The sequence below is a fragment of the Sinorhizobium sp. KGO-5 genome (genome assembly GCF_036245905.1).
Classification (GTDB): Bacteria; Pseudomonadota; Alphaproteobacteria; order Rhizobiales; family Rhizobiaceae; genus Sinorhizobium; species Sinorhizobium meliloti_A.
Map to the genome: position 1 here is coordinate 531,214 of NZ_BDIZ01000003.1, position 26,813 is coordinate 558,026.

The following is a 26,813-nucleotide window of genomic DNA, read 5'->3' on the forward strand; positions in this document are numbered from 1 at the left end:
ATCCAGCGCCGCGTCTCCGTCAGACGCGCAATGCTACTCCAAGACTTCCACGACCGTGTGCGTCTTCGGATTTACCACGACGCGCTTTTCGTTGACGATCGCATAGGCAAAATCGGGCTGGTCCGGGATCGTGTGGATCTCCACCGTTTCCGGAATCGGTTGCCCGACGACAATCTCGCCTTCATAGGTGATAGAAGGCGTCTTCTGCTCCATCACATAGGTTCTTACTTCGCCGGGCAGGACGACTGTCGTCTGCGCGACGGCCGATGAACCGATCAAAAGCAGTGCAGCAGTCATAGATGCAAATCTCTTCATGGCGTTCTCCTTCCACTCAACTGGATGTCCCTAGACCACTCAAACTGGTGATGTCGCTTTTGGTTCCCGTGTCGAGCGGCGGAGATCTCTCCCGGTGCAGGCCGCGCGATCAGATGCCGCATTGAGCCCGTCCGGGAAATATCCCCCGGCTCTCAGGAACCAAAGGGCCGGAAAGGCATTTCCCAACGTCACCTAGAGAAATCTTCATAGGCAGAAGGGCAATATTCGACATGCCTGCTATCGGCGGTCACGCATCGCAACAATCACCGCTGCTTGAGGAGCAAGTCGTCGATCTGATTCCCGCTCTGCGGGCGTTCGCTCGAACGTTCACGTCAGCGTCGTTCGAGGCCGACGACCTCGTTCAGGAGACGTTGTTCCGGGCGTTGAGAAGCATCGAGCAGTTCGAGCCCGGTACGAGCCTCAAGTCCTGGCTGTTCACGATCATGCGAAATGCATTTCGTACGCAGTACAAGATCCGCACGCGGGAAAGCCCGGGGAGCACCAATTGCGCCGAATTGCCGATTCCAACCGCGCCGTCGCAGGAGTGGTCCGTGCTCAACGGCGAGCTGCGCAGCGCGCTTGGGGCTCTTTCACCCGAGCACCGCGAGGTCCTCGTGCTCGTTGCCGGGTTCGGAATGAGCTATAAGGAAGCCGCTGACATATGCGACTGCGCGATCGGTACGATCAAGAGCCGGCTCAGCCGGGCACGTGACGAACTGACGGCGCAAATGCACGGCAATCCGCTGAACTGAGCGGACGAGCGGCTCTACGAGAGCAAACCGGCTTTCGGTCAGCGCTTGCGCTCGTCAAGGGCTTTTTGCAACTCCCGCGCCAGTTCGAGAAGTCGCTCCGGGACTGCTTCCTTGCGCATCTTCTGGACGAGCGACGCAATCCGCTCATCAACGGCTTTTTCCGCGTCCGCATCCGCGGAAACCCTGCTATCGTCCATTCGCCCGTCCTTAACCACGACCCGGATCCTGCTACAGAATATTGTTCCCGCTTGGCGCTGTACATCATCAAAACGGCGGGCGTGAAAGGGCTACAGCCATGGTGAGCTGAAACATTCTTCCGACCGTGAGGGCAAACCGGGACTTTTATACCTCGGCCCGAATACCGTTTACCGGCGCGTTCCGCAAGCGCAATGCGCTTTCAGCATGCGCGGTTACTTGTCCGAGACGTGTTCCTTCTTTCCCTTGCGCTTGGTCGAGGCCATTTCCTCGAGTTCCTTCTCGGTCATGGACTCTTCCATGCCCCTGGAGGCGCCCTTGAGTTCGCTCTTCTTCTTTTCGCCTCGTTTGGCGGCAAGGGCCGCGCCGGCAGCCTTTTGCTGCGCCTTCGACTTTGCAGGCATGGCTCCTTTCTCCTTTCGGTGCATGGCACTCATCGCAATGCACGGAGTTCGCTCCCGCACCGCGTCGCTGCCGGAACCGGCGAGACTCGATTATGTTCCCCCGCTCGAGCCAGCTTTACGGTTCTGATCGGCAAGCCGAAACAATGACGGAAGCTCGGGGGCGCATGGCGGGACGGAAACGAAGGGGCTTTCCGAGCCTCTCGCCTTCGCTCTATTCGTTGTAGATCTCGAGCTTCTTGCTGAAGACCAGCGCGAGGACCGTGCAAAGAGCGCCGGAGAGAAGATAGTAGCCCGCGAAGGCGAGCCCGAAGCGGCTGGTCAGCCCCAGCGCCACCAGCGGCGCAAAGCCTGCGCCGATCAGCCAGGACAGGTCCGAGGTGAGCGCCGCCCCCGTATAGCGGTACGCCTTGCCGAAGCGCGACGCGACGGCTCCGGCGGCCTGGCCGAAGGAGAGGCCGAGGATCGTGAAACCGACGATCACGAAGACGTCGCGACCGGTGGCGCCAGCCTGGAGCAGCATCGGGGCGACGAAGCTGAAAATCGCGATCAGGACCGCGCAAATTCCGAGGTGATTGCGCCGGCCGATGCGATCGGCAATCAGCCCGGAAGCGACGATGGCGAGGATGCCGCAGACCGCGCCGAGAAACTGCACCATCAGGAACGAACTTGCGCCGTGATCCGTGTAGATTTCCACCCAGCTGAGCGGAAACACGGTCACCAGATGGAAGAGGGCGAAGCTTGCAAGCGGGACGAAGGCGCCGATGAGGACGTTGCCTCCATTTACCCTGAGCACTTCCGTGACCCGGGCCGCCTGAAGCTCGTGCATGTCGAGCAGCGTTCCGAATTCCTTCGTCATGACAAGCCGCAGGCGCGTGAACAGCGCGACGACGTTGATCGCAAAGGCTACGAAGAACGGGTAGCGCCAACCCCAGGCGAGAAAGTCCGCCTCGGAAATCGAAACGAGAAAATAGGCGAAGAGGGCGCTGGCGAGCATGAAACCAAGGGGCGCGCCGAGCTGCGGAATCATCGCGTACCAGCCGCGATGGTGCTGCGGCGCGTTCAGAGCGAGAAGCGAGGCGAGCCCGTCCCAGGCGCCGCCAAGCGCAAATCCCTGACCGAGACGAAAGACGGCAAGCAGCGCGATGGACCAGGCGCCGAGCGTCTCATAGCCCGGCAGGAAGGCGATCGATGCCGTCGAGCCGCCGAGGAGGAAAAGCGCGATCGTCAGCTTGACGCCTCGGCCGTAAGTGCGGTCGATGGCCATGAAGACCAGCGAACCGACCGGCCTTGCAACGAAGGCAAGCGAAAAAATCGCGAAGGAGTAGAGCGTCGCCGTCAACCGATCCGGAGCGAAAGGAAAGAAGAGCTGGGGAAAGACGACCACGGAGGCAATGCCATAGACGAAGAAGTCGAAGAATTCCGCTGCCCGGCCGATAACGACGCCGATGGCGATATTGCCGGCAGATACGGAGGTGTCGTCGTGAATGCGCCGCGCGTCGCGCTCCATCGAAGAGGACGACGGTCCCAGGGACTGTTGCATTGCACTGCTCATCAAACGCCTCCCGCGCTCGCACGGGGGCTAGGAACATGCGGTGTTCCGCCGCACCCGCTCGTATTCTCAAGGTGAGAGCGCAAGGCCCCCTTGGTGGGATCTTGACCAATCAACCGCTCATATCAAGGGGAGAAACGCGAAATAATGCGTTTCACGTCCTCGCTACCTGCAAGCGGCGGAAGATGCTGCGTCGCAAAACGACTGCGGCGGATTGCTGCAGTGCGACCATCGACCTCATACCTTTCCCGCCCACTCTACTTTAGTCGCAAAGCCGTCGAAACAAATAGAGCTTCGAGCCGTGCCAGAACTGTTGAAGTTTTCCCGCCGCCTCGCCGTTTTGCCGCTGTTCTTCGTGATGGCGGGATGCGACATGGTGGTGATGTCGCCGTCCGGCGATATCGCTGCGCAGCAACGCGATCTGATCGTCATATCGACGATCCTCATGCTGCTGATCATCGTCCCGGTCGTTTTCCTGACGCTTTTCTTCGCCTGGCGGTATCGGCGGTCCAACACGAACGCCACCTACGATCCGGAGTGGCACCACTCGACGGCGCTCGAGATGGTGATCTGGTCGGCACCGCTTGCGATCATCATCGCGCTCGGGGCGGTCACCTGGATCAGCACGCACAAGCTCGACCCCTATCGGCCGCTCGACCGACTGGATGCCGAAAGGGCGATACCCGCGGAAGCCAGACCGCTGAACGTCGAGGTCGTGGCGCTCGACTGGAAATGGTTGTTCTTCTATCCCGACCTCGGGGTCGCGACCGTCAACGAGCTCGCAGCGCCCGTCGACGTTCCGATCCGCTTCAAGATCACCGCCTCCTCGGTGATGAACTCCTTCTATATTCCGGCCCTTGCCGGCCAGATCTATGCGATGCCGGGCATGGAAACGAAGCTCCACGCGGTGATCAACAAGCCGGGCGAATATGAAGGCTTCTCGGCCAATTACAGTGGCGACGGCTTCTCCCACATGCGTTTCAAGTTCCACGGGCTCGACCGGCAGGGCTTCGACGACTGGGTGGCGCGGGTGAAGGCGCAGGGGACCGCGCTCAACCGCGACGCCTATCTGAAGCTCGAAAAGCCGAGCGAAAGGGAGCCGGTCCGCTATTACGCCGCGGTCGAGGACGGCTTGTATCGGGCAATCCTCAACCTATGCGTCGCACCCGGCAAGATGTGCATGGAGGAGATGATGCACATCGACATGATGGGGGGCGCCGGCAAGGAGAGCGCCGAGAACCGGGAAAAGCTGGAATACGACAACAGGCATTCCCTTGCGGAAGGAGCGCCGGCCGCAACGCACCCGGCGACGGGCACACCCGCGCGCAGCCAGCACGAGCCGCAGGGCACCGGCGCAGAGGAGCCGATGCAGCACGATATGCCCATGGGGGGACACGAGGGACACTCGATGCCGGGCATGAACCATGAGAGCGATCCGGCACCGCCGCAGCTCAACCATTGAACATGGCGCGTTGCGCCAACGATTGAACAGGTTTCCCATGTTCTCCGATCCAGATTTTCTGAAGCTCATCTTCGGCCGGCTTACCCTCGACGCGATCCCTTATCACGAGCCGATCCTCGTCGTGACCTTTCTCGCCGTCGCGCTCGGCGGCATCGCGCTGATTGGGCTCATCACCTATTACCGCTTCTGGGGGACGCTCTGGCGCGACTGGCTGACGAGCGTCGACCACAAGAAGATCGGCATCATGTACATCATCCTCGCGCTGGTGATGCTGCTGCGCGGATTTTCCGACGCGATCATGATGCGGCTGCAGCAGGCGATGGCCTTCGGCGGCTCGGAAGGCTACCTGCCGCCGCATCATTATGACCAGGTCTTCACCGCACACGGCGTCATCATGATCTTCTTCATGGCGATGCCCTTCGTGACGGGGCTGATGAACTTCGTCGTGCCGCTGCAGATCGGCGCGCGCGACGTCTCCTTCCCCTTCCTCAACAATTTCAGCTTCTGGATGACGACGGCCGGCGCGATCATCATCATGCTCTCGCTCTTCGTCGGCGAGTTCGCGCGGACCGGATGGCTTGCCTATCCGCCGCTGTCGGGCGCGGACTACAGCCCCGGCGTCGGGGTCGACTATTACATCTGGGGCCTGCAGATCGCCGGCATCGGAACGACGCTGTCGGGGATAAACCTCATCGCCACCATCGTGAAGATGCGCGCCCCCGGGATGACGATGATGAAGATGCCGGTCTTCACCTGGACCTCGCTCTGCACCAACGTGCTGATCGTCGCCACCTTCCCGGTGCTGACCGCGACGCTGGCGCTGCTTACGCTCGATCGGTATGCCGGCACGAACTTCTTCACCAACGACCTCGGCGGCAATCCGATGATGTATGTCAACCTCATCTGGATCTGGGGCCATCCGGAGGTCTACATCCTCATCCTGCCGGCCTTCGGCATTTTCTCGGAAGTCGTCGCGACTTTCTGCGGCAAGCGGCTCTTCGGCTATGCCTCGATGGTCTATGCGACGGTCGTCATCACCATCCTCTCCTACATCGTCTGGCTGCACCACTTCTTCACCATGGGCTCGGGTGCGAGCGTCAACGCGTTCTTCGGAATCACGACGATGATCATCTCGATCCCGACCGGAGCGAAGATGTTCAACTGGCTCTTCACCATGTATCGCGGCCGCATCCGCTACGAGGTGCCGATGCTCTGGACCATCGGTTTCATGGTGACCTTCGTGCTCGGCGGCATGACCGGCGTTCTGCTTGCGGTTCCGCCTGCCGATTTCGTGCTGCACAATTCGCTGTTCCTCATCGCCCACTTCCACAATGTCATCATAGGCGGCGTCGTCTTCGGGCTGATGGCAGGCGTCGTCTACTGGTTCCCGAAGGCTTTCGGATTCAGGCTCGATCCGTTCTGGGGCAAGATGTCCTTCTGGTTCTGGCTGACCGGCTTCTACTTCGCCTTCATGCCGCTCTACGTGCTCGGGCTCATGGGGGTCACGCGCCGAGTCAGCCAGTTCGAGGATCCCTCTCTGCAGATCTGGTTCGTCATCGCGGCCTTCGGCGCCTTCCTGATCGCGCTCGGCATCCTGTCGATGCTGATCCAGCTCGTCGTCAGTTTCGTGCGGCGCGAAGAACTGCGCGACACGACCGGCGACCCCTGGGACGGGCGCACGCTCGAATGGTCGACCGCCTCGCCACCACCGGATTACAACTTCGCCTTCACTCCGCTCGTCCACGATCAGGACTCCTGGTGGGACATGAAAAAGCGCGGCCACAGCCGGCCGCTTGCAGGCTGCAAGCCAATCCACATGCCGAAGAACACCGGCACAGGCGTCATCCTCGGGGCGATCAGCGTCGTCTTCGCCTTCGCCATGGTCTGGTACATGTGGTGGCTGGTGATCCTCTCCTTCGTCGCCATGGTGGTGATCGCCGTCGGTCACACCTTCAACTATGACCGCGACTTCCACATTCCCGCAAACGTCGTCGCCGACACAGAGGGCAAGCGCACAGAAGTGCTTGCCGCCGAGGTGCAAGCATGACCGAGTTCCGTACCGAAAGCGCGCTTGATGCGGACGAGGCGCCGACCTTCTACCTGACGGATGAACACCACCCCGAAGGAAGCACGATGCTCGGCTTCTGGCTCTATCTGATGAGCGACTGCCTGATCTTCGCGGTTCTCTTCGCCACCCATGCGGTTCTCGGCCGAAACTATGCCGCAGGCCCCTCGCCCGCCGATCTCTTCGACCTGCCGCTCGTCGCGGTGAACACGTCGATGTTGCTTTTTTCCTCGATCACCTACGGCTTCGCCATGCTGGCGATGGAACGTTACGAAAAAAAAGCGACGCTCGCCTGGATGGCAGTCACCGCGCTCTTCGGCATCGCCTTCGTCGGGCTCGAGCTCTACGAATTCGCGCATCTGATCCATGAGGGCGCCGGACCGCAGCGCAGCGCCTTCCTGTCCTCCTTCTTCACGCTCGTCGGCACGCACGGTCTGCACGTGACCGCCGGCATCGTCTGGATGTTCGTGCTCATGGCGCAGGTCGCAAAGCGCGGGCTGATCCCGGAAAACAAGCGCCGCCTCATGTGCCTTTCGATGTTCTGGCACTTCCTCGACGTCGTCTGGATCGGCGTCTTTTCCTTCGTCTATCTGATGGGAGTTCTCGGATGAGTACGCACGCACCTTCGCACGAGGACGCTTTCGAGGCCCATCATGGCCACAGCCATGGTCACGACGCGGGACACGGAACGCTGAAGAGTTACGTGACCGGCTTCGTCCTCTCCGTCGTCCTGACCGCGATCCCCTTCTGGCTGGTGATGGCCGACGTTCTCGACAGCGCCGTCCTCACCGCCGCGATCATCATGGCTCTCGGCGCCGTCCAGATCGTCGTCCACATGATCTTCTTCCTGCACATGAACACCCGCTCGGAAGGCGGCTGGACGATGATGGCGCTGATCTTCACGATCCTTCTCGTCGCCATCGCGCTTTCCGGCTCGCTCTGGGTCATGCATCACCTGAACACGAACATGATGCCGATGAGCCCGGAAATGATGAAAAACATGCCGTGAGTCGGAGCTTCGCCCCTCACCGGATCTTCTCCCCGCCTGCGGGGAGAGGGCGCCGGCAGGCGGATGACGGGCGCCAGCAGATCGAATTCAAAGACAAGCTTGCAATGGTAGATTCTCAAGTCGAAGCCGCATCCCGACAGCACTCCCGGCTCTCGCTTGCGATCCTCAGCATCCTCGGCCTCCTGCTCATCGCGGCTTTTGCTGCGCTCGGCACGTGGCAGCTCAAACGCCTCTCCTGGAAGCTCGACCTGATCGCCCGGGTCGAGGAGCGCGTCCAGGCGGCACCCGTGCCTGTGCCGCCCCGCAGCGACTGGCCGAACGTCAACGCCGCGCGAGACGAATACCGGCACGTCACTCTCCAGGGCCGCTTCCTCCACGAGAAGGAAACGCTGGTCTATGCCGCGACCGAGCGCGGTGCCGGCTATTGGGTTGTGACGCCCCTTGCGGCTGCCGATGGGACGACCGTGCTCGTGAACCGCGGCTTCGTCCCGACGGAGAGGCGTGAGGCATCGACGCGGCGGGAAGGCCAGATCGAGGACGAGGCGAAGGTCACCGGCCTGATGCGCATGGACGAGCCGAACGGCTCACTCCTTCAATCGAACAAGGCCGGGGAAAACCGTTGGTATTCGCGCGACGTGGGTGCGATCGCTGCTGCGCGCGGCCTCTCCGAGGTCGCGCCCTATTTTGTCGACGCGGATGCTGTCCCCAATCGCGGCGGGCTTCCCGTCGGAGGCTTGACGCGCGTCGTCTTCGCCAACAATCACCTCGTTTATGCCGTCACATGGTACGGTCTCGCGGCCATGACGGTAGGTATGCTGGTGATTTTGTGGAGGTCGGCGAGGAGATCGGCCCCGGCGCGGCGTAACGGCCGCGCCGGCCAAGACATCAATTCGCGGAGTTGAGGGTCATCGATGTGCCCGCGGCCGCGACGTTGAGACCGAGCTGGCCGGTGACGCTGACCGTCTGGAGGTGGATGGAGCCGGAGGTGCCGCCGACAAGGACGTTGGCCCCCACGCCCGCACCGAGCGTCGCCTCGGCGCTCGCGCCCTTATAGATACCGCTCAGAGAACCATGGTGGTAGCCGGCCGTCGGCGCGAACACGGCCCAGATCAACCGGCTGCGCATCGTGAACCCCACATCGATCCCGAGTTTGCGAATTTCTCCCGTGTAGCGATCCTCGATCATGTCGCCGCCCAGCGACCGGAAAGCGCACTCGACCTCTTTGGACGAACCGAGCACGTAGCCGGCGCCGCCGCCGATGTCGCATTCCAGATAGCCTATCTTCACACCGCCGCGCGCGTCCTGCACCGCCGGCGGCGGCGCCGGCTCCCGATAGGTCAGATCGGCGGCATTGGCGCCCGCGGCGGCAAACGCGATCGTGACCGCGAAAAACGCCTTGGCGAGAGTCTTTTTCATGCATCTTCTCCTTTTCGGCTCATGATCGGCAGAAACCCCGGCCGATCGTCCGAAACAAATTCAGTAATGTCAGCCGCACGGAAAGCTATCGTGCCGCTATGCCTGCCACTCAGGCGGGCTCACGTTTTCGTTGCATTGAGACGATTCGGAGGCAGGCTCGACAACAACTTACTTTTGCGCAGAAGTGTTGCCTTTCGGCCAAAGCCTGAAGCGCGACGCCTCGAAACGATTTGCCACGCGCATCAGCCGCCGTTGACGAGATTGAGGATGAGCTGGTGAACATTGCCGCCGTCGCTGAGCTCGGCCCTGTCGAAGTCGCGGCTCTTCTGTCTTTGCATGCGGGAGATTTCGCCGAGCCGCTTCGTCATTTCGGATTTGATCTTGCGGCATTGGGGATCGTCGGCAACGGTGAGGCCCACGGTGGCGGCCTCGATGGCGCTCACCATCTCCTTGATGAAGTCGCCATGGACCAGCTCATGCTTTCTCACGCCGGCGATGAAGGTCTGCCAGCGGCCCTCAATATCGGCCGGCAGCTTTCCGGCAAGCTTCGGCAGCGTATAGGTGATGGTGAGCTTCGGCAGCGCCGACGCGAGCACGCAGGCCCCGTCCCGCTCCTCATATTTCCGCCTCCAGGTGAGCTTGAAGCTCGTATGGGCGATCGCGCGCCCGAGGCCGCCCACCTGCGGTCCTCGTTCGCCGATGGAAGCATAGAGCTCCGGCCCGGACTGCCCGGTGATCGCGTAAGTCTCAGTCTTTTCGACCGCCCGCCATTCCCCCCGGGCGGCCGCCGGCACCAGCAGAAAACAGGCCAACAGAAAACAAGTTCGACGGCCCGCCAAGCCAACCCCCACGAAAACCTTCATTGAATGCGGGCGCAACCTAACGGGGATGGGTCCGGCTTTCAATCGTCCCGATCTGCCCCTGCGCGGCAGCTGCCGGTCAGACGCTGCTCAACAGGAGACTGGTCTCGCTGTTGGCCACGCCGTCGATCATTCGCACCTCGCGCAGGATCCGGTCGAATTCGGAGAGATTAGCTGCCCGTATATTGGCGACCAGATCCCAGTTGCCGTTGGTGGTGTGCAGCGTATAAATCTCGGGCATGCCGCGCAGTTTGCGAACAACCTGCGTCGTCGACTTCCCCACAACCTCGATCATCATCACCGCATGAACCGTGTTGAGGTCGTAGTCTTCCCTGACGCGCACCGTGAACCCGAGAAGCGTCCCGGTCTCCAGCAGGCGATCCAGGCGATTTTGCACGGTGCCACGCGCCACGCCCAGCGCGTCGGAAAGTTTGGAAAGAGATGCCCGGCCGTCGGCGCGCAGATGCGCAATGATCCGGCGGTCCAGATCATCGGGGGTGTATTTTGCAACGACTGAATCGCCAACCGCTGTTCTGCTCATATTGCACAATCCGACTGGAAAAATCGCTCAATTCGGTGCCGAAATTAGCACATGTTTGCGCTTTCGACCAGCGCACGCAATCGCTACCCTGTCGTGGAGTACAGCAAGCCGCCAAGAGGAATCCCCATGTTCTCCCCGCTTCCTTCAGCCAAGGCCATGGTGCCCTTCGTCAGCGTCGACAACATGATGCGCCTCGTGCATCACCTCGGTGTGGAAACGGTTCTGGCGGAACTCACGGACGCCATCGAGGCGGACTTCCGCCGCTGGGAAAGTTTCGACAAGACGCCGCGCGTCGCCAGTCACTCGCGCGACGGCGTGATCGAGCTGATGCCGACCTCGGACGGCAGGATCTACAGTTTCAAATATGTCAACGGTCACCCGAAGAACACCGCCGAGGGGCTGCAGACGGTGACTGCTTTCGGGCTGCTCGCCGAGGTTTCGACGGGCTATCCGGCACTTCTGACCGAGATGACGATACTGACGGCGCTCAGAACTGCCGCAACCTCGGCAATGGCTGCCCGGCACCTGGCGCCGAAGGATGCACGCACCATGGCTATGATCGGCAACGGCGCGCAGGCCGAGTTCCAGGCGCTGGCGATGAAGGCCGTCTGCGGCATCGACACCATCCGCCTTTACGATATCGACCCGCGTGCAACGGAAAAGGCCGCCCGCAACCTCGACGGTTCCGGGCTCAGGATCGTGTCCTGCAGGTCCGCCCAGGAAGCGATCGAAGGCGCCGAGATCGTCACCACCTGTACGGCCGACAAGCAGTTCGCCACGATTCTCACCGACAACATGGTCGGCGCCGGCGTCCACATCAACGCAATCGGCGGCGATTGCCCCGGCAAGACGGAATTGCATCGCGATATCCTGAAGCGCTCGGACGTCTTCGTCGAATATCCGCCGCAGACCCGGATCGAGGGCGAAATCCAGCAGATGGCACCCGATTTTCCCGTGACCGAATTCTGGAAGGTCGTCACGGGCGAGGCGCAGGGCCGGCGCGACGCCCGCCAGATCACCCTCTTCGACAGTGTCGGCTTCGCGATCGAGGATTTCTCTGCGCTCCGCTACGTCCGCGATCGCCTCCCCGGAACCGACTTCTATCAGAACCTCGACATGATCGCCGACCCGGATGACCCGCGCGACCTGTTCGGTATGCTGCTGCGGGCAAAAGAGAGCGAAGAAGCCGTCTAAGCCCTGTCGAGGTTCGGGCCACCCGCCGCCGCTTGTTTGGTCGCCTCATTCCCGTGCTCGTTGTCTAGCCCGGACACAGGAATGAGGGTAGAGAGGGTGCGGTCCCTCGGCGCGATTCATTGCGTCACAGGTTGACCATTCCCCGCCCGGGCGGCACCGCTTCACCGGGCCTGCAGACGCAACATCGCCTTTCGAGCATCCTCGACGAGCGCATGGCCGGGATGACGGCGGATGAAGCGCTCGTAGGCCTCCACCGTATTTTCCGCCCGTGCGGCCTCGAACTCCGATCGCACGGCCCGCTCGTAGTCGGGTGGCTTCTGCATCTCCGCTCCGCTTGGCTTCATCGCGCCTTGCGCCATGGCCGGAGACATTGCCGTCAATCCCAGCACAAGCAACTGCGCAATTTTGCGAAATGTCACGAACCGCTCCTTTTGCGGCATCCCTACGATAATAGTAGCCAATGTCTCTGATAATTGCTAATCAGAAAATACAACAATAGCGGGAATTTCGAATGAGCGGTGCCGGAAAGTCTCTTAAGTTCGTCAAAGCAACCGGAAACAGCGTCGTTGATTCGTTGCTGACAGGAGACGCATGGGTCGGTACGATAACCTACGCATTCCCGACATGGCGCGGAAGCTACGGCTACGGGTTCGAAAAATACTACGGGTTTACTTCGATATCGGCGGCACAGGCGAAAACAGCGCTTTTCGCCATGGAGCAATCCTACGGTTCGGCGGCCAATGACGGCTTTTCGGTCGAAGGATTCACCAATGCCAGCTTCAAGGCGGGAAGCGCCAGCACCGCGACGATCCGGTTCGCGCAATCGTGGCTGCCGGACACCGCCTATGCTTACCTGCCGGCGCTCGATGCCTCCGGCGGCGACATCTGGTTCGGCACGGCCTATGCCGGCACGGCGGACGACTACCGCAAGCCGGTCGCGGGCAATTACGCATGGCACACGCTCCTGCACGAGCTCGGCCACGCACTCGGCCTGAAGCACGGCCATGAAGGAGACGTCTACGGCGCCTCGCCCGCACGATACGACTCGATCGAATATTCGGTCATGACCTATCGTGGCTATATCGGCGCCGACGAGGGCTACTATTACGAGCAGTTCGGCGCGCCGCAGACCTTCATGATGGCCGACATCGCCGCGCTTCAGGAAATGTACGGCGCCGATTTCACGACCAATGCCGGCAATACGGTGTATAAGTGGACGCCGGGCGGCGGCACCACTTTCGTGAACGGCGGGGCCGGGATTTCGCCCGGCGCGAACCGCATCTTCGCAACCATCTGGGACGGCGGCGGCAACGACACCTACGATTTGAGCGCCTATACCAACGCCCTCAAGATCGATCTCAGGCCGGGCAGCGCTTCGACCTTCAGCATCGACCAGCTGGCCTGGCTCGGCGGCGGCCCGAATGGCGGCTTTGCCGCCGGCAACATTTTCAATGCGCTGCTTTACCATGGCGATGCGCGCTCACTGATCGAAAACGTCAAGGGAGGTTCGTCCGGCGACTCGATCATGGGCAACCAGGCAGCCAATGTGCTGTGGGGTTACGGGGGCAATGACAGGCTGAACGGAGACACGGGCAACGACACGCTCTATGGCGGCTCCGGTTCCGACAGAATCTACGGCGGAAAAGGCAACGACAAGCTCTACGGGGAATCCGGCAACGACCTGCTCTATGCCGCCGCGGGCGCGGATCGTCTGAACGGGGGCAGCGGTAGCGACAGCTTCACTTTCAAGGCGCTCTCGGATTCGACGGTGGCAAAGTCCGGGCGCGACACCATTTTCGATTTTACGGCAAAGTCCGACAGGATCGATCTCTCTGCGATCGATGCCAATACGTCCTCCGCCGGCGACCAGGCGTTTGGCTTCGTGGGAAGCGCCGCCTTCGGCGGCAAGAAGGGTGAGCTACGCTACGTCCGCGATGTCTCCGACACCTATATCTACGGCGACGTGAACGGCGACAGGAAGGCGGATTTCGCGATACACCTGGACGATGCCGTCACCCTCCAGAAGGGCTATTTCGTCCTCTAGACCGCCTGAACCGGCTGGACACACACAGGACGCACCCACCCCTTGCAGCATCGCATATTACAATCGAAAGCAAATGACTGCGCAGCCGCAGGGGCGCGCGGCACGGCAGGACGTTCGACGCGACGCCTGCGGCCGGCGTCGACAGGCCTCGGCGTATCCCACCGGCCTGATTTGCAGTGACAAACCCGCTTCCCTATTTGCCGCAGCCCCGCTAGCATGAGAAAGAGAAGCAATTTCAAGTTGCGCCGCTCGAAGTGTAGGGGTGGCTTGAGCCGAGATAGATGGTGTGATCCACGCGACGCGTGCGGGGTCGGCTTGAGGGGAGCATTGCATGCGTGTTTCGAGAATTCTGGCCGCCGGTCTGACTTGCGGACTGCTCGCCGTCAGCGTCATGGCGGGAAATGCGCAGGCGCAACAGCCGCCTCCCTCGGTTACCGTCGCGCCGGCCGCGGTCATGGACCTGCGCGAAAGCGTCGGCCTGACCGGCAAGGTCGTCGCTGTTCAAAAGGTGGACATCCGCGCCCGCGTGTCCGGATTCCTCGAGAAGGTCAATTTCGAGGATGGGCAGAAGGTCTCGGCGGGAACAGTCCTTTACCAGGTGGAAGACGGTGCCTATCGCGCCGCGCTGCAGGAGATCGACGGTTCGATCGCGGCAGCGGAGGCTCAACGGGACCTCGCCGTTCTCGAACGTGACCGTGCCCAGCGGTTGATCTCCACCAATACCGTCGCGCAGGCGACGCTCGACACTGCGAATGCGCAACTGAAAAAGGCCGAGGCCGATATACTGCGCCTCAAGGGCAGTAAGCAGAATGCCGAGCTCAATCTTTCCTACACGAAGATCCTCGCGCCGTTCGATGGCGTCGTCGGCCTGACCAGCGTCGATGTCGGCGCCCTGGTCACGCCGGACAGCGGAGCGCTCGTGACGCTGACGCGTCTCGACCCGATCTATGTCGAGTTTCCCGTCGCGACATCCCTTTATTTCTCCTACCGCGAGCGCGTCGAAAAGGGTGAGATGTCCGGCGGCGCCAATGTCAGCATTACGCTTCCGAACGGTACCGATTACCCGGAGAAAGGCACAATAGACTTCGTCGCGAGCACGGTCTCGCAAGGGACCGACACCGTTACGGTTCGCGCCGAGTTTCCCAATCCCCGTGGGACGCTTCTCGACGGGACGCTCGTCAGGGTCGTTCTCGAGCAGTCCGATCGGCAGGACGTGCTGGCCGTACCGCAACAGGCGGTCCAGCGCGACCAGCAGGGCGCCTTTGTCATGGTGGTCGACGCCAACTCCAAGGTCGAGCTTCGCCGCGTCGACGTCAGCCGCTCCAGCCGCGGCCAGGCCGTCGTCGCCAAGGGACTGAAGGAGGGAGAAAACGTCATAACCGAGGGTGTGGGCAAGGTTCGGCCGGGCATCGTGGTGGACGCCGTCGCCGCAACCACGACGGGTGGCTGAGCCATGATCTCCGGGATCTTCATCGATCGTCCGCGCTTTGCCGCGGTCATTTCCATCGTGCTCACGCTCGCGGGGCTGATCGCCCTGACGAGGCTGCCGATTGCACAGTTCCCCGATATCGTCCCGCCGCAGGTCAGCGTGACCGCAAGCTATCCCGGCGCAGGCGCCGACGTGGTCGAGGCCACCGTCGCTCAACCCTTGGAAAGCAAGGTCGTCGGCGTCGACAACATGCTCTACATGAAATCGACGAGCGGCGCCGACGGGACCTACTCGCTGACGGTGACCTTTGCCGTCGGCACCGATCCGGATATCGCCACCGTCAACGTGCAGAACCGCGTCGCGCTTGCCGAGCCGGTGCTGCCGGCCGAAGTCAAGCAGAGCGGCGTCAGCGTCAAGAAGCAGTCATCCTCGCTCATGCAGGTGATCGCCATCCACGGCGAGAATGACGAGTTCGACAATCTGTTCCTCTCGAACTACGCGACGATCAACGTGCTCGACACGATCAAGCGCGTGCCGGGGGTCGGCGACGCGACGCTCTTCGGTGCCCAGGACTATTCAATGCGGATCGTCCTCGACATCGATCGGCTGACAAATCTGGGGCTGACGCCGACGGATGTGGTCAACGCCCTGAAGACCCAGAACGTCCAGGCGGCGATCGGCCGCATCGGCGCGCAGCCGATGACCGACGATCCGCTGTTCCAGCTGAACATACAGACGCAGGGCCGGCTCACCGATCCCGCCCAGTTCGAGGACGTCGTGCTTCGGGCAGAGGCGGACGGGTCCTTCGTGCGCATCCGCGACGTCGCGCGCGTCGAACTGGGTTCTGTGACCTCCGACTCAACCGCCCGCATCAACGGCAAACCCGTGGCGATGATCGGCACCTATCAGGCGCCGGGCGCCAATGCGCTCGCCGCCACGGAGGGCGTGCAGCAGGCGATGGAGCGCCTGGCCCAGGCCTTCCCGGAGGGGCTCACCTATACGGTCTCCTACGACACGTCCGATTTCGTCGAGGCGAGCGTGGAGAATGTCGAGCACACCCTGTTCGAAGCCTTCGCACTCGTCATCGTCGTCGTCTTCCTCTTTCTCGGCAATTGGCGCGCGACACTGATTCCGCTCATCGCCGTCCCGGTGGCGCTCGTCGGCACCTTCGCCGTGATCCTGGCGATGGGCTTTTCGCTCAACACGGTTTCGCTTCTGGCGCTGGTGCTCGCCATCGGCATCGTCGTCGACGATGCGATCGTGGTGGTGGAAAACGTCGAGCGCGTCATGGAGGAAAACCCCGGCATGAGCGCGGCGCAGGCCGCGCGCCTCGCCATGGGAGAAATCACCGGGGCGATCGTCGCCATCACGCTCGTGCTGCTTTCGGTGTTCGTACCGGTGGCATTCATTCCTGGCCTGAGCGGGCAGCTCTTCCAGCAGTTCGCCGTCGCCGTATCGGTGTCGATGGTCATTTCCGCGATCAACGCACTGACCCTCAGCCCGGCCCTCTGCGCGATCCTCCTGAAGCCCCATCACGGGCCGAAGCGCGGCGTCCTTGGATGGATTTCACGGGGTATCGACCGTACCCGCAACGGCTATGCGCATGTCGCAGGCGGCATTGCGCGCAGGGCCGTCATCGGCTTGGTCCTCCTTGCCGTTGCGATCGGCGCCAGTGGCTGGCTGTTCCGGGTCGTGCCGACCGGGTTCCTCCCCAGCGAGGATCAAGGCGCCTTCTTTGCCGAAATCCGCCTTCCGGAAGGTGCCTCCTTCAACAGGACCGACGCCGTGGTGCGCGAGGTCGAAACAATGCTCGGCGAAATCGAGGGCGTGGCGAACGTCACGACCGTCACCGGCTACAGCTTCCTCGACGGAATCGCCAAATCCAGCAGCGCGTTCGCGATCGTGATCATGAAGCCCTTCGCCGAACGCCAGAGCGAAAGCGCATCTGTCAATGCCGCGATCGGCACGGTGATGGCCAAGGGTGCGGCAATCCGCAATGCCCAGGTTTTCGCCTTCAACCTGCCGCCCATTATCGGTCTCGGCACCGGCTCCGGCTTCGAGTATCAGCTGCTTGACCTCCAGGGCCGATCGCCGGCCGAGCTTGCCGCGACGGCAGGCGGATTGATGGTGGCCGCCAACCAGAACCCGCAGCTCGGACCTACATTCAGCACCTATTCGGCGAGCTCGCCGCAGCTTTATCTGGATCTCGACCGCGATCGCCTGCAGGCGCTCGGGGTCTCTGTCAGCGATCTTTTCGCGACGCTGCAGGGCACGCTCGGATCCTATTACGTCAACGACTTCAATCTTTTCGGCCGGAGCTGGAAAGTCACCATGCAGGCGGCCGAAGCGGATCGCGATGCCGTCGACGACATCTCCCGGCTGCATGTACGCAATGCCGCGGGCGATATGGTCCCGGTGGCCTCGGTCGCGCGCGTGGACTACATCGTCGGGCCGCAATCGATCGTGCGGTACAACAATTACCGCTCCATCACGCTCAACGGCCAGCCGGCCCCGGGCGTCTCCTCGGGTGAGGCGCTGGCCGCAATGGAACAGGTCTCCGCCGCCACGCTGCCGCCGGGCTACAGCTTCGAGTGGACGGGGACGGCACTGCAGGAACTCGAAGCCGCGGGCCAGACGACGGTGATCCTCGCACTGGCCCTGTTCTTCGCCTATCTCTTCCTCGTGGCTCTTTACGAAAGCTGGACGATCCCCATACCGGTTCTGCTTTCGGTCTCCGTCGGCGTAGCAGGCGCTCTCGTCGCCGTGCTGCTGGCAGGGCTCTCCTTCGACATCTATGCCCAGATCGGCCTCGTCGTGCTGATCGCGCTCGCGTCCAAGAACGCGATCCTGATCGTCGAATTCGCCAAGTTCCAGCGGGAGAAGGGGGTGCCGATCGTCGATGCCGCCGTGGAGGGCGCGCGCACCCGTTTCCGTGCGGTGATGATGACCAGCTTTGCCTTCATCATGGGGCTGATCCCGCTCGTCACGGCCGAAGGCGCCGGCATGCTCAGCCGCCGTGCCGTCGGCACGGGGGTTGCCGGGGGCATGCTCGCCGCATCGCTCCTCGGAATTTTCATCATTCCCGCGCTCTATGTCGTATTCCAGTGGCTGCGCGAGAGGGGGCACAAGCTCGCCGGCCTGTCGTCACACACGGCAGGCGATGCGGCAGAAGATGCCAGGAACCGAGAGGGAGCCGAACCGGCTCAGCCCGCCGGACACGACCGGGGCGCTGCCGGCTGAGCCTACATCTCCACCAGAAAATAGGGAGTGGGCCCATAGGGCGTGTCGTTCGAGAGGCGGAAGGCGACGCGCCCGCTGCCGCTGTCGGCGGGCGGATAGACGGTGCCGTCCAGGCCTACCGGTGACACGCTCCATCTGGCAGCGGTTCGTGCCAGTTCGAGATCGACATAGCCCTTCCGGATTCTCGCCGGCAGCGCGCCGAAATCCTCGATCACCTTCTCTTCGCTGTCGCGAAAGACCATGCCGGTGTTCTGCGCATCGGTTGCAAAGATCAAAAGCAGGCGCCGGCTTTCGGAAAGCGTGCCTTGAGCGTCGATAGCCGAAAGCGCCACGAGACCGTTGCCGTCCGCCTGTCCGATGCGCATGAGACCGAGATCGATCGGTTCACGCAGAGAGGAGAAGGCTGCCGCTTCCGTAGCGGGCGTAGAAACACGGAGCTGCCCTGCCCGGCGGTCGAGCAGGACCTGACCTGTATCGCTTTCGTAAAATCCGCTTGTGGTATCGGTGCGATTTTCAGTCGCGAGAATGTGTTCGTCGCGGAGTGCGGCAAGGATTGTTCCGGCGTCCCGGTCGCGTGGTTGCGTGACACCGCTTTCTCCACCGGACGGGTCTGCCCGCAGCAGGCCGATGCGCCCGACCAGCGCCAGATCGGTCAATCGCTCCGGCTCGCGGACCTGCATGTCCTCGCCGAGATCCTCCTCGCCGCGAACTGAGAAGGGGATCGTGATGGCGGAGGTCGTCACGTCGCCGCGACGAAAGACGAGTGCGCTGAGCGTCTCGCCGGCGCGCGCCACGGGATCGAGCGCAATCGCATAGGGAAGCATCGCCTTTTTGTGCGGAAAGGGTTCGCCATAGGCGAGCGCGATCGGCCCGTGGCCGTGACGGCAAATCACGTCCCAGCCCTGGAGTGCGGCGTAGGCCGGCATTGTCAGGCCGGCCTCGTAGCGATAGCGGTTCCAGAAAAGATGGTCATATTCGCTGACGATGAATGGCTTTCCTAGCCACCGCGCCGCGGCAATCATGCGCATGTAGCTGGCGCCGTCTGCAAGCGAACTTGCCTGCGTCAAAGCGCTTCCCGCAGAATAGCCCCCAACCCAATCGTGATAGGTGTTCATGGTCACGGCGTCGAGATCGCGCCGGCTGAGCGCCGTCTGCACCGTCGGCCAATTGTTGTAGGTGCTGATCAGGCCGCGATAGCCCAAATCGCGCAGGACCTGGCTCATGCGTGCGGCGGAGGCGCGCTCGGTTTCGACGAAGAAGGCCTGGAGATCGCGCATCCGCGGACCGTCTGCGTAGCGCTTGGCGGGAAGCCTCACCGATGCCGTTTCGACCCGCTCGTCGGCACCGAGATCTCCCCAGGCGCTCGCGAGCGCTTCCGTCGTGCCGTAGCGTGCCGAAAGCCAGCGGTTGAATGGTTCCGCAAGCGCCTCGTCATAGGCGGGCTTTTCGGGCCGCTCACGCACGACGCTGTCGAACTCCATGCCGTTTTCATTGGCAAGGATCACCAATGCGAGCGCGTCGTCGCGGATGGTCGCCGTCCCCGTATAGGGATTGACGCTCGCGAGAAACGTGTGCTGCAGCTTGCTCCAGTGCGCAACGGCCTCTTCGTCGAGGTGCAGCCGGAGCTTGAGATCGCCGTTTGCGTCCCATCGGTCGTCGTGGCCGCCGTAGGCGCCGCGCGGAGACGAAAGTCCATCGATGATCCAGTAGATGCCGTTGCGCTTCAGCGCCGCCAGCAGGTAATGGACACGATCCAGCGTCTCCGGATCGAAATCGAAATCCTTCTGCCTGCCGAACATAAGGCTGGCATCGACGAAATGGAGCCGGGCGATGTTGTATCCGTGCATCGCAAGCTGGCGGGCGTAGCGCTCGGCGCCGTCATGGTCCGGAAAGCCGCCGGATGCCGGACTCCAGGCGAGCGACGCGCATAGCATTCTGACCGGTTGTTCCGGCGCCTTGGCAAAGGCCAGCCGGCCATCCGGACCTGCAACGAGGCGGCTGTCCGCGTCGATCGAAGCGTTCGGCAGCAAGGACGAGAAATCGAGCGGACTGCCGGCGCGGACTTCGAGCGAGACCTCGCGAACCGGCACCCATTCAGAGGCACTGGCGGCCGGGGACAGCCACGTGCAAAGCAGCGCCGCCGCGAGCGATGGCCTCCTCATGCCCTCTGTCCGAGAACCGGTTCGCCGGGAGAGGACTTCCCGAGACGACCCTTTGCGAGGATCGTGCTTTCGATCGGTTCGGCAGGCAGCCGCCGGCTTCGCAGGAAGCCGACAGGAAGGGCTGCCGCATGGAAGAACCAGGCGACGACCGTATAGAGGCCCATGCTGAGGCCGCCCTTTCGGAAGCTGACGGCGAGAACGGCGGCCGCGAAACTCGCGCAGACGGCGGCGAGGGACATGAGCGTATCGGGCAGCAGCAGGATCAGGCCGAGGCAGGCGAGCCACCAGAGATAGACGAGAGCCCAGAGTTTCAGCTCCGGCAGTTCCCGCAACAGCTGAAAGAAATAGGGCTTGCCGAGAGAAGCGCGCAGAAGCTCGCCTATCCCGTAGAGATATTTGGTCTTCCAGCGTCGAACGAGCAGCCGGTAGGAATTGACCGTGTGGCCGAAGTGCTGGACGAAACGGCGGTCGAGCCGGTAAAGCCTCCAGCCGGCACTTCTGAGGCGGATGCCGAGATCGAATTCCTCGTAGCCGTGCAGGTTGCGGTCCGAGAGGTAGCCGACGTCCTCGACGGCACTGCGCCTGTAGAGCCCGCCGCCGTTCATGCGATCGATCGGACCCGTCCGGTTCTCGGGCGCATTGCGGCTGACGCGGCGCGCGAATTCGAGGTTCGAGATGTGCATTTCCTCCACATGTCCGGTAACGCCCGCCATGGCCGGATTGTCGGCCAGGAAGCGGACTGCGTCTTTGAGGAAGGCAGCGTCGAGCAGCATGTCGCCGTCGATGAGACAGACGTAATCGTGGCGGGAATGCTGGAAGCCGAGCTGCGGGCCGATGCCGCAGCTCGGTCGCGCGGGCGGGGCGATCTGGGCGATGATGACGGGATATTGCGAGGCGATCTCGACCGTGCGGTCGCAGGAGCCGCTGTCGGCGATGATGACCTCGCCGCCGACGTCGCGAAGCGCTGCGAGCGCGCTCTCGACGGTTGCGGCAATCCGCTTCTCTTCATTCAATGTCTTGATGATGATGGATATAGTCAAGAGAGCCCCCAAAATCGCGCGGCGAAGGTCTATCCGCGGTGGTTTGCGCTTTGGTTCATGCCCGCGATTTTCGGCTGAAACCGGTGCCAAAGGCGGACGAGCAGCCAGCCGGCGCCGACACCGCAGCCCGCCCCCGCCATTTTGACCGAAAGGTCGATCAACCTTGCATGGCGGTCGGCGGCGAGCATCTGCGTGAGTTCGAGCCCGATTGCCGCCGCGAGCATAGCCGCCAGAACGGCAAGCACGTGCCGGGGATAGGCGATCGCGAACATGAGACCCGTCAGCCCGAATGCTCCGAACCGTTCAAGCTGCACCGAGCTGCCCATGTGCGGGCGCAGGTCGAGCGGAGAAAGTGTCGAATAGGCAATGACGCCAAGAAGCAGCCACGCAAGTACCGATGCGATGCGCCTGACATTCATTTCGTCACCGCCCGGTAGACGTCGAGCGTCTTCAGTGCCACGCTCGACCAGCTATAGACAGTTTCGACGCGCTCGGTCTGCGCGAGCACCTCTTGTTCGTCGGGGGGATTGGCGATCTTTTTGGCGATGGCAGACGAAAGCGCGTCGACGTTCCCCAGCGGAAAATAATCGTCGGCGGGCAGGCCGAGCTGCCGGTTGGCAACGATGTCGCTTGCCAGAACCGGAAGACCATGGGCCATCGCCTCCAGAAGCGCGATCGGCATGCCTTCATGGCTCGACGGCAGCACGAAGAGCGCCGCATTGGCGAAGAGTTCCGCCAGGCGATCGCCAGTCTGGAACCCCGTCAGGACGACGCCCGGCACGCGGCTGGCCAGCGCCCGTACTTCCTCTTCGTAGGCGCCCGCGAATTCCGCACCGCCCGCAAGCACGAGATCGAATCCGCTATTTTCGAGTTTTGCATATGCCTGGATGAGATCGATCTGCCGCTTCTCCGGAACAAGCCGCGCCGCAAGCAGGATATAGCGCCGTCGCAACAGACGGAATTCGCCGAGAATGCCGGTTTCGCCGCTGGGGCGCGAAACGGTGACGCCATTCGGTACCAAAGACACCGGTACGCGATAGCGTTCGCCCATCGTATCGGCGATATCCCTGGAGATTGCGATGCGGCCTTGCGCGAGCCGCATTCCCATGCGTTCACCCGCTCGCAACATCCTCCTGGCGAAAGCCCCCCATTTCTGTCGGTCGTAGTCGTAGCCGTGGTGGGTCACGACGACGTTCAGGCGCATCAGCCGGGCGAGCGGTACCAGGAGCGCCGGGCCGACGGCGTGGATGTGCAGGATATCCGGGCGCCGCAGCGCCGCATAGCATACACCGAGGAAGGTATGGACGATGGCCTCGAGTGCCATCATACGTGGAGACCAGAGGGGAGTGACGCGAATTCCGTTCCAGGAATGCGGCGCGCGGCCCGGAAGATAGCGCCGGCGTCCGACGACCTCGACATCCCAACCATGCGCGACCAGCCTGCCTACGAGCATCTCCACGTGCTTTTCGACGCCGCCCTGAACGTTCGGAATGCCACGAAGCCCGAGCATCATCACGCGGCGGCGCTCTATCGTCAGTGCACGATAAGCGCTTGCAGGCATGCTCGCGGTTGCCCCGCCCGGCATTGCCGACGCATCCGGCCCTGCCGAAGGTCGATCTCGGGAAACCCCCGATCTTCTGCTCATGGTTGTTGCGCCCCAGCGATAACCCAATTCGCATCTTTTACGAGCAGAAGACTTACCATCCCGGTAAGACGGTCATTAGATTCGTAGAGGTCTGACCGAAAATCAGACGGTGATGGGCGAGCGTTGCGAATGTGCTCGTCACAGGAATGAGGATCGGAGGAGAAGCCTCAGGCCACGCCGATCGCCCCATAAAGCTCGAGCGTCCTCTCGCGGTAGGCGGCGGCGGAGAATTCGCTCGCGACCCAGGACCGGGCGGCCGCCCCCATGCGGGCGCGTTCCGTCGGCGAAAGTGCCGCCATTTCGCACAGGGCTCTGGCGAGGTCCCCGGCGTCCCCCGGAGCCGCAAGCAGACCGGTCTCGCCTTCCCTGACCATTTCCGGAATGCCGCCGATCGCCGCGCCGATCACCGGGCGCCGAAGCGCGTAGGTTTCGAGCACGCTGATCGGCGCGTTTTCGTACCATTCCGACGGCAGCACGAGCGCGCGGGACTCGCCGATCAACTTGTGCAGCTTCTCGCCCGAGAGATAGCCGGCGAAAGTCACGTCCGCCTTGAGCTCGGCCGCGAGGCGGCGAAGTGTTTGCTCCTCCGGACCGGTGCCGGCGATGACCAGCCGCTGGTTCGACAAAGCCGCCGCTTTGATCAGGGTCGTGAGGCCCTTTTCCGGCGCCAACCGGCCGGCAAAGGCGAAATAATCGCCCTCCTGCCAAGCACCGGAAAGAGCCGTGACATCGACGAAATTGGCGATATGAACCATCTTCTCGCGCGGCCAGCCCCATTCGGCGAGCTTTTCCAGATAGAAGCGGCTTGGCACGACCAGCCGGTCCACCTTGTCGCGGTAGAGCCCGAGCAAGCGGTGCAGCACCGTTTCCGCGAGCACCACCGCGCTCAGAGGGGCCGAACCCTTCACGCAGCGATGACGCAGGACATTGTAGACCCTGCCGCCGCGACAGTCCTCGCATACCCTGCCGTCCCGAAGCATCTTGTAGGAGGGGCAGGCGAGCTTCAGGTCGTGGACCGTCATCACCACCGGAATGCCGGCGGCTTTCAGGGTCGAGAAGATCGCCGGCGACAGGTGATGATAGACATTGTGCGCGTGGGCGACCGAAGGGCGGGCGCGTTCTATGAGCCGGCCGAGATTGCGCTGCGCCTCGAGCGAATAGATGACGCTCGCCGCCTGGACAGCCTTCCGCAGGAGACCGGTTCGGCGGCCGTATTCTATCTCCGAGACGAAATAATCCGACCAGGGCGAGGATTCGTTGAGATCATGCTGCATGGCGAATGGAACGATGTCCCAGCCGATCTCGCCGAACATGCTCATATGGTCGAAGAAGACCGCCTCCGCTCCGCCGCGGCGGTAGAAATAGTTGTTGATCGCAAGAAGGCGCTTCCCGGTCACCAGAACCTCCTTACCAGCCGATCCGGTCAGCGGCGCTGTCGACGGGCAGGATGCAGCATCCCTTTTCGGCGGCGTAGCGGACCAGATGATCGAAGGTATCGGGTGTGCAGCCGTAGTTCGTGGGCTGCGCGGCAATGTCGTGAGTGAAGAAGATCAGCCAGCCGGGACGCTCGGCGACATCGTCTATCCAGCGCGTCAGCGCGCGCGCCCTATCCTCCGGCTGGCGTATCTCGACGCCCTTGAGCATCATCGGGTCGACGGCACCGCGGTTGATGTCCTCGCCCCCTGCCCGGCACGTTCGGTAGCGGCGGCGGAGCTCGGCCCGTGCCAACGGCCAGGCAGCGTTGTAGGGGAAGGCAAAATTCGATGCAGCCGGAGAAACGCCGACCTGCTTCAGGTACTCGGCATTGCGGTCGAGATCGGTGCCAAGGCCGGCAATGTCACGCAATCTTCGGTGGGCGAAGGTGTGGCAGCCGATTTCGTGTCCGCGGGCGAGCAACTCGCTGCACCCTTCGGGCGTGATCAGCCTTCGATCCGGCTCCACCTGCCCGGCTAGCCCGCCCGCAATATAGAAGGTGCCGCGGACTCCATACTTCTCGAGGATGGCTGCGCCCGCGCCAAGTGCGCTGTCAGGGACATCGTCGAAGGTGAAGGAGACGAGCGGAACCTCCGCCTCCAACCGGCGCCGGGCTCCCGCCAGCTTCCAGATCGCCCGGTTAGCCAGCCTGTCGACGAGCGGACCGAGCCCGCTCAGTTTCTCAAGCATGCGCTACCCTCCCCTGACGAACGCGTGCAGGAGCAGCCGCCAGTTCCGCGCTCGACTGCAACGACAGTCCATAGAGCGCGACCATGAATGTGAACCACAGAAGGCTCCCGCCCTCGAAGAAGAGACTTTCGAGGCCGGCGTTGAAGATCGTGTAGAGCCATATGCGGACGAACAGCCTCGTCAGATGCGAATGCACGCGCTCCGGAGCGATGCGGGCGATCTTTCGAAGCGGCAGGAAAAGGATCCAGATCAGGGTCAGGGCGAGGCCCGGGAAGCCCGTCATCAGGGCAATGTCGAGATAGGAATTGTGACCGTTGGCGGCAGCGACGGCCCAGGTCTCGACCGAGCCGCCGCTATAGACCAGTTCTTCCGTCTGCCAGAAGGCCTTGAAGCCATAGCCCGTGAGAGGCTGTTCGGCGAGCGCGCCGAAGGCGAAACGCCAGATATCGGCGCGATTGGTAAAGGTCGCATCGATGCCGAGCCCGCTGATGAATTCGCCGAGCGGGGAGAAGACGGCGGAGCCCACCGCGAAGAGATTGAAAAGACCGACGCCGCCGACGGCAATCGGGAGGCGGAGAAAGCGCACCTTCTCGAATATGAGCGCGAGCAGCAGAATGGCCGGCAGCATCGCGGTCGACGTCTTACCCCCGGTATTGACGAGGAAGACGAAGGACAGCGCGACGATGACGATCCCGGCAAACCTCGACCAAACGTTCATGACGTAAAGGCCGATGAAGGCTGCGATCACCATGGCAGCCGCGGCGCTGTTCTTGTGGGGAAAGTGGCCGCGCCACAGGCCGGCATTCATCGGCTCGCGCAGTTCTGACGCCTGATGGATCGCGAGCAACGGCTTGAAGACGATGCCGTAGTAGGCGACCGCGAGCATGATGAGGATGCCGATGCCGAGCATCTTGGCGAAGTGGCGTTCCGAAGCGGGCAACAACAGGTAGACGCTGGCATTGACGGTAACCATCAACGCGAGGATCGCACCCTTGATGCCGAGCATCGGATGCGCCGACAACAGCGAAACAAAGATGAACCAGGAAAGAAGAATCGCCAGCAGCGCGCGCGGCTGCAGGATCGTTTGCCGCAAAGGGTGGACCAGGCCGTAGCCCAGCATTCCGGTGAAAAGCAGGAGCGAGATGATCTGGTTCAGCCGGTTGGAATTGCCGGCGGAAGGGTCCAGCACCGCCTCGCCCGTCAGATCCACGAATGGATTGATGGAGATCCAGAAGAACCCGAAGATCGCCATGAACAGCACGGTACCGACACGCGCCCTTACCGCATTCGTCGGCTCGACCTCTCCGTAGCCCGCGCGATCCATCTCC

At 62.6% G+C, this 26,813-nt stretch carries 25 protein-coding genes; 10 read left to right on the forward strand and 15 right to left on the reverse strand.

The genetic code is table 11. The features are described 5' to 3' along the window. Positions 1-33 precede the first annotated feature (33 nt). Entirely contained in the window at positions 34-315 is a 282-nt protein-coding gene (locus BHD07_RS16545; RefSeq protein ID WP_100671487.1) for a DUF1236 domain-containing protein, read from the reverse strand. A 230-nt stretch (positions 316-545) separates the two neighbouring features. Between BHD07_RS16545 and BHD07_RS16550 the strand changes: the two genes are divergently transcribed. Next, positions 546-1,067 carry a sigma-70 family RNA polymerase sigma factor gene (locus tag BHD07_RS16550; protein ID WP_018099035.1) on the forward strand — a complete coding sequence of 174 codons (522 nt, stop codon included), beginning with the start codon at positions 546-548 and terminating at the stop codon, positions 1,065-1,067. Between the two features lie 38 nt (positions 1,068-1,105). Here the strand turns inward: BHD07_RS16550 and BHD07_RS16555 are convergent, their stop codons facing one another. The 3 genes from BHD07_RS16555 to BHD07_RS16565 all read right to left on the reverse strand — a co-directional run bounded on the left by BHD07_RS16555 (position 1,106) and on the right by BHD07_RS16565 (position 3,218). Next, the gene (locus BHD07_RS16555; protein WP_018099036.1) at positions 1,106-1,264 is read right to left on the reverse strand and encodes a hypothetical protein; all 159 of its coding nucleotides are present in this window, start codon (positions 1,262-1,264) and stop codon (positions 1,106-1,108) included. 213 nt (positions 1,265-1,477) lie between these two features. Beyond that, the gene (locus BHD07_RS16560; RefSeq protein ID WP_003526298.1) at positions 1,478-1,666 is read right to left on the reverse strand and encodes a DUF3008 family protein; all 189 of its coding nucleotides are present in this window, start codon (positions 1,664-1,666) and stop codon (positions 1,478-1,480) included. A 211-nt stretch (positions 1,667-1,877) separates the two neighbouring features. Beyond that, a complete protein-coding gene (locus BHD07_RS16565) occupies positions 1,878-3,218 on the reverse strand; it encodes an MFS transporter (protein ID WP_100671483.1) in 1,341 nt (446 codons plus the stop codon). Between the two features lie 298 nt (positions 3,219-3,516). On the opposite strand from BHD07_RS16565, the gene cyoA reads away from it, so the two are divergent. The 5 genes from cyoA to BHD07_RS16590 all read left to right on the forward strand — a co-directional run bounded on the left by cyoA (position 3,517) and on the right by BHD07_RS16590 (position 8,653). Beyond that, the gene (gene cyoA, locus BHD07_RS16570; protein WP_338281720.1) at positions 3,517-4,677 is read left to right on the forward strand and encodes a ubiquinol oxidase subunit II; all 1,161 of its coding nucleotides are present in this window, start codon (positions 3,517-3,519) and stop codon (positions 4,675-4,677) included. Between the two features lie 37 nt (positions 4,678-4,714). After that, complete coding sequence (gene cyoB, locus BHD07_RS16575) at positions 4,715-6,724, forward strand: cytochrome o ubiquinol oxidase subunit I (protein ID WP_338281722.1); 2,010 nt, start codon at positions 4,715-4,717, stop codon at positions 6,722-6,724. Further along, entirely contained in the window at positions 6,721-7,353 is a 633-nt protein-coding gene (gene cyoC, locus BHD07_RS16580; RefSeq protein ID WP_338281724.1) for a cytochrome o ubiquinol oxidase subunit III, read from the forward strand. The genes cyoB and cyoC overlap by 4 nt, the downstream gene beginning before the upstream one ends. Beyond that, positions 7,350-7,751, forward strand: coding sequence for a cytochrome o ubiquinol oxidase subunit IV (gene cyoD / locus BHD07_RS16585; protein WP_100671475.1), 402 nt, complete (start codon positions 7,350-7,352; stop codon positions 7,749-7,751). The genes cyoC and cyoD overlap by 4 nt, the downstream gene beginning before the upstream one ends. A gap of 104 nt (positions 7,752-7,855) precedes the next feature. After that, entirely contained in the window at positions 7,856-8,653 is a 798-nt protein-coding gene (locus BHD07_RS16590; RefSeq protein WP_338281727.1) for an SURF1 family protein, read from the forward strand. On the opposite strand, the gene BHD07_RS16595 is transcribed toward BHD07_RS16590, so the two are convergent. The 3 genes from BHD07_RS16595 to BHD07_RS16605 form a co-directional block, all read right to left on the reverse strand. Continuing rightward, complete coding sequence (locus BHD07_RS16595; RefSeq protein ID WP_338281729.1) at positions 8,637-9,167, reverse strand: DUF992 domain-containing protein; 531 nt, start codon at positions 9,165-9,167, stop codon at positions 8,637-8,639. The two genes, BHD07_RS16590 and BHD07_RS16595, sit on opposite strands and share 17 nt — an antisense overlap. A 242-nt stretch (positions 9,168-9,409) precedes the next feature. Continuing rightward, on the reverse strand, positions 9,410-10,030 hold the full coding sequence (locus tag BHD07_RS16600; protein WP_338281732.1) for a DUF922 domain-containing Zn-dependent protease: 621 nt from the start codon (positions 10,028-10,030) through the stop codon (positions 9,410-9,412). A gap of 76 nt (positions 10,031-10,106) precedes the next feature. Continuing rightward, positions 10,107-10,568 (reverse strand): Lrp/AsnC family transcriptional regulator, encoded by a 462-nt coding sequence (locus BHD07_RS16605; protein ID WP_018099044.1) that lies wholly within the window; start codon positions 10,566-10,568, stop codon positions 10,107-10,109. Positions 10,569-10,694: 126 nt separating this feature from the next. Between BHD07_RS16605 and BHD07_RS16610 the strand changes: the two genes are divergently transcribed. Then, positions 10,695-11,762: an ornithine cyclodeaminase gene (locus BHD07_RS16610; protein WP_100671619.1), complete on the forward strand. Its 1,068-nt coding sequence runs from the start codon at positions 10,695-10,697 to the stop codon at positions 11,760-11,762. A 161-nt stretch (positions 11,763-11,923) separates the two neighbouring features. On the opposite strand, the gene BHD07_RS16615 is transcribed toward BHD07_RS16610, so the two are convergent. Then, a complete protein-coding gene (locus BHD07_RS16615) occupies positions 11,924-12,181 on the reverse strand; it encodes a hypothetical protein (RefSeq protein WP_324763493.1) in 258 nt (85 codons plus the stop codon). Between the two features lie 92 nt (positions 12,182-12,273). Here BHD07_RS16615 and BHD07_RS16620 point away from each other — a divergent pair, with 92 nt between their 5' ends. The 3 genes from BHD07_RS16620 (at position 12,274) to BHD07_RS16630 (ending at position 18,475) form a co-directional block, all read left to right on the forward strand. Further along, entirely contained in the window at positions 12,274-13,806 is a 1,533-nt protein-coding gene (locus BHD07_RS16620; protein ID WP_338281738.1) for a M10 family metallopeptidase, read from the forward strand. 331 nt (positions 13,807-14,137) lie between these two features. After that, a complete protein-coding gene (locus BHD07_RS16625) occupies positions 14,138-15,256 on the forward strand; it encodes an efflux RND transporter periplasmic adaptor subunit (protein ID WP_324763491.1) in 1,119 nt (372 codons plus the stop codon). A 3-nt stretch (positions 15,257-15,259) separates the two neighbouring features. After that, on the forward strand, positions 15,260-18,475 hold the full coding sequence (locus BHD07_RS16630) for an efflux RND transporter permease subunit (RefSeq protein ID WP_338281741.1): 3,216 nt from the start codon (positions 15,260-15,262) through the stop codon (positions 18,473-18,475). A 2-nt stretch (positions 18,476-18,477) separates the two neighbouring features. On the opposite strand, the gene BHD07_RS16635 is transcribed toward BHD07_RS16630, so the two are convergent. From BHD07_RS16635 to BHD07_RS16665, 7 genes are all read right to left on the reverse strand, one after another. Next, a complete protein-coding gene (locus tag BHD07_RS16635; protein ID WP_338281743.1) occupies positions 18,478-20,637 on the reverse strand; it encodes a glycoside hydrolase in 2,160 nt (719 codons plus the stop codon). Beyond that, positions 20,634-21,677 carry a glycosyltransferase family 2 protein gene (locus BHD07_RS16640; protein WP_338281745.1) on the reverse strand — a complete coding sequence of 348 codons (1,044 nt, stop codon included), beginning with the start codon at positions 21,675-21,677 and terminating at the stop codon, positions 20,634-20,636. Before BHD07_RS16640 ends, BHD07_RS16635 begins: the two co-directional genes overlap by 4 nt. Positions 21,678-21,706: 29 nt before the next feature. Further along, on the reverse strand, positions 21,707-22,096 hold the full coding sequence (locus BHD07_RS16645; protein ID WP_100671459.1) for a hypothetical protein: 390 nt from the start codon (positions 22,094-22,096) through the stop codon (positions 21,707-21,709). Then, a complete protein-coding gene (locus BHD07_RS16650; RefSeq protein ID WP_338281746.1) occupies positions 22,093-23,262 on the reverse strand; it encodes a glycosyltransferase family 4 protein in 1,170 nt (389 codons plus the stop codon). The genes BHD07_RS16645 and BHD07_RS16650 overlap by 4 nt, the downstream gene beginning before the upstream one ends. A gap of 227 nt (positions 23,263-23,489) precedes the next feature. Next, positions 23,490-24,719, reverse strand: coding sequence for a glycosyltransferase family 4 protein (locus tag BHD07_RS16655; protein WP_338281748.1), 1,230 nt, complete (start codon positions 24,717-24,719; stop codon positions 23,490-23,492). Between the two features lie 10 nt (positions 24,720-24,729). Next, positions 24,730-25,485, reverse strand: coding sequence for a polysaccharide deacetylase family protein (locus tag BHD07_RS16660; protein WP_338281750.1), 756 nt, complete (start codon positions 25,483-25,485; stop codon positions 24,730-24,732). Beyond that, positions 25,478-26,809, reverse strand: a complete 1,332-nt coding sequence (locus BHD07_RS16665; RefSeq protein ID WP_338281752.1) for an O-antigen ligase family protein — start codon at positions 26,807-26,809, stop codon at positions 25,478-25,480. The genes BHD07_RS16660 and BHD07_RS16665 overlap by 8 nt, the downstream gene beginning before the upstream one ends. Positions 26,810-26,813 lie beyond the last annotated feature (4 nt).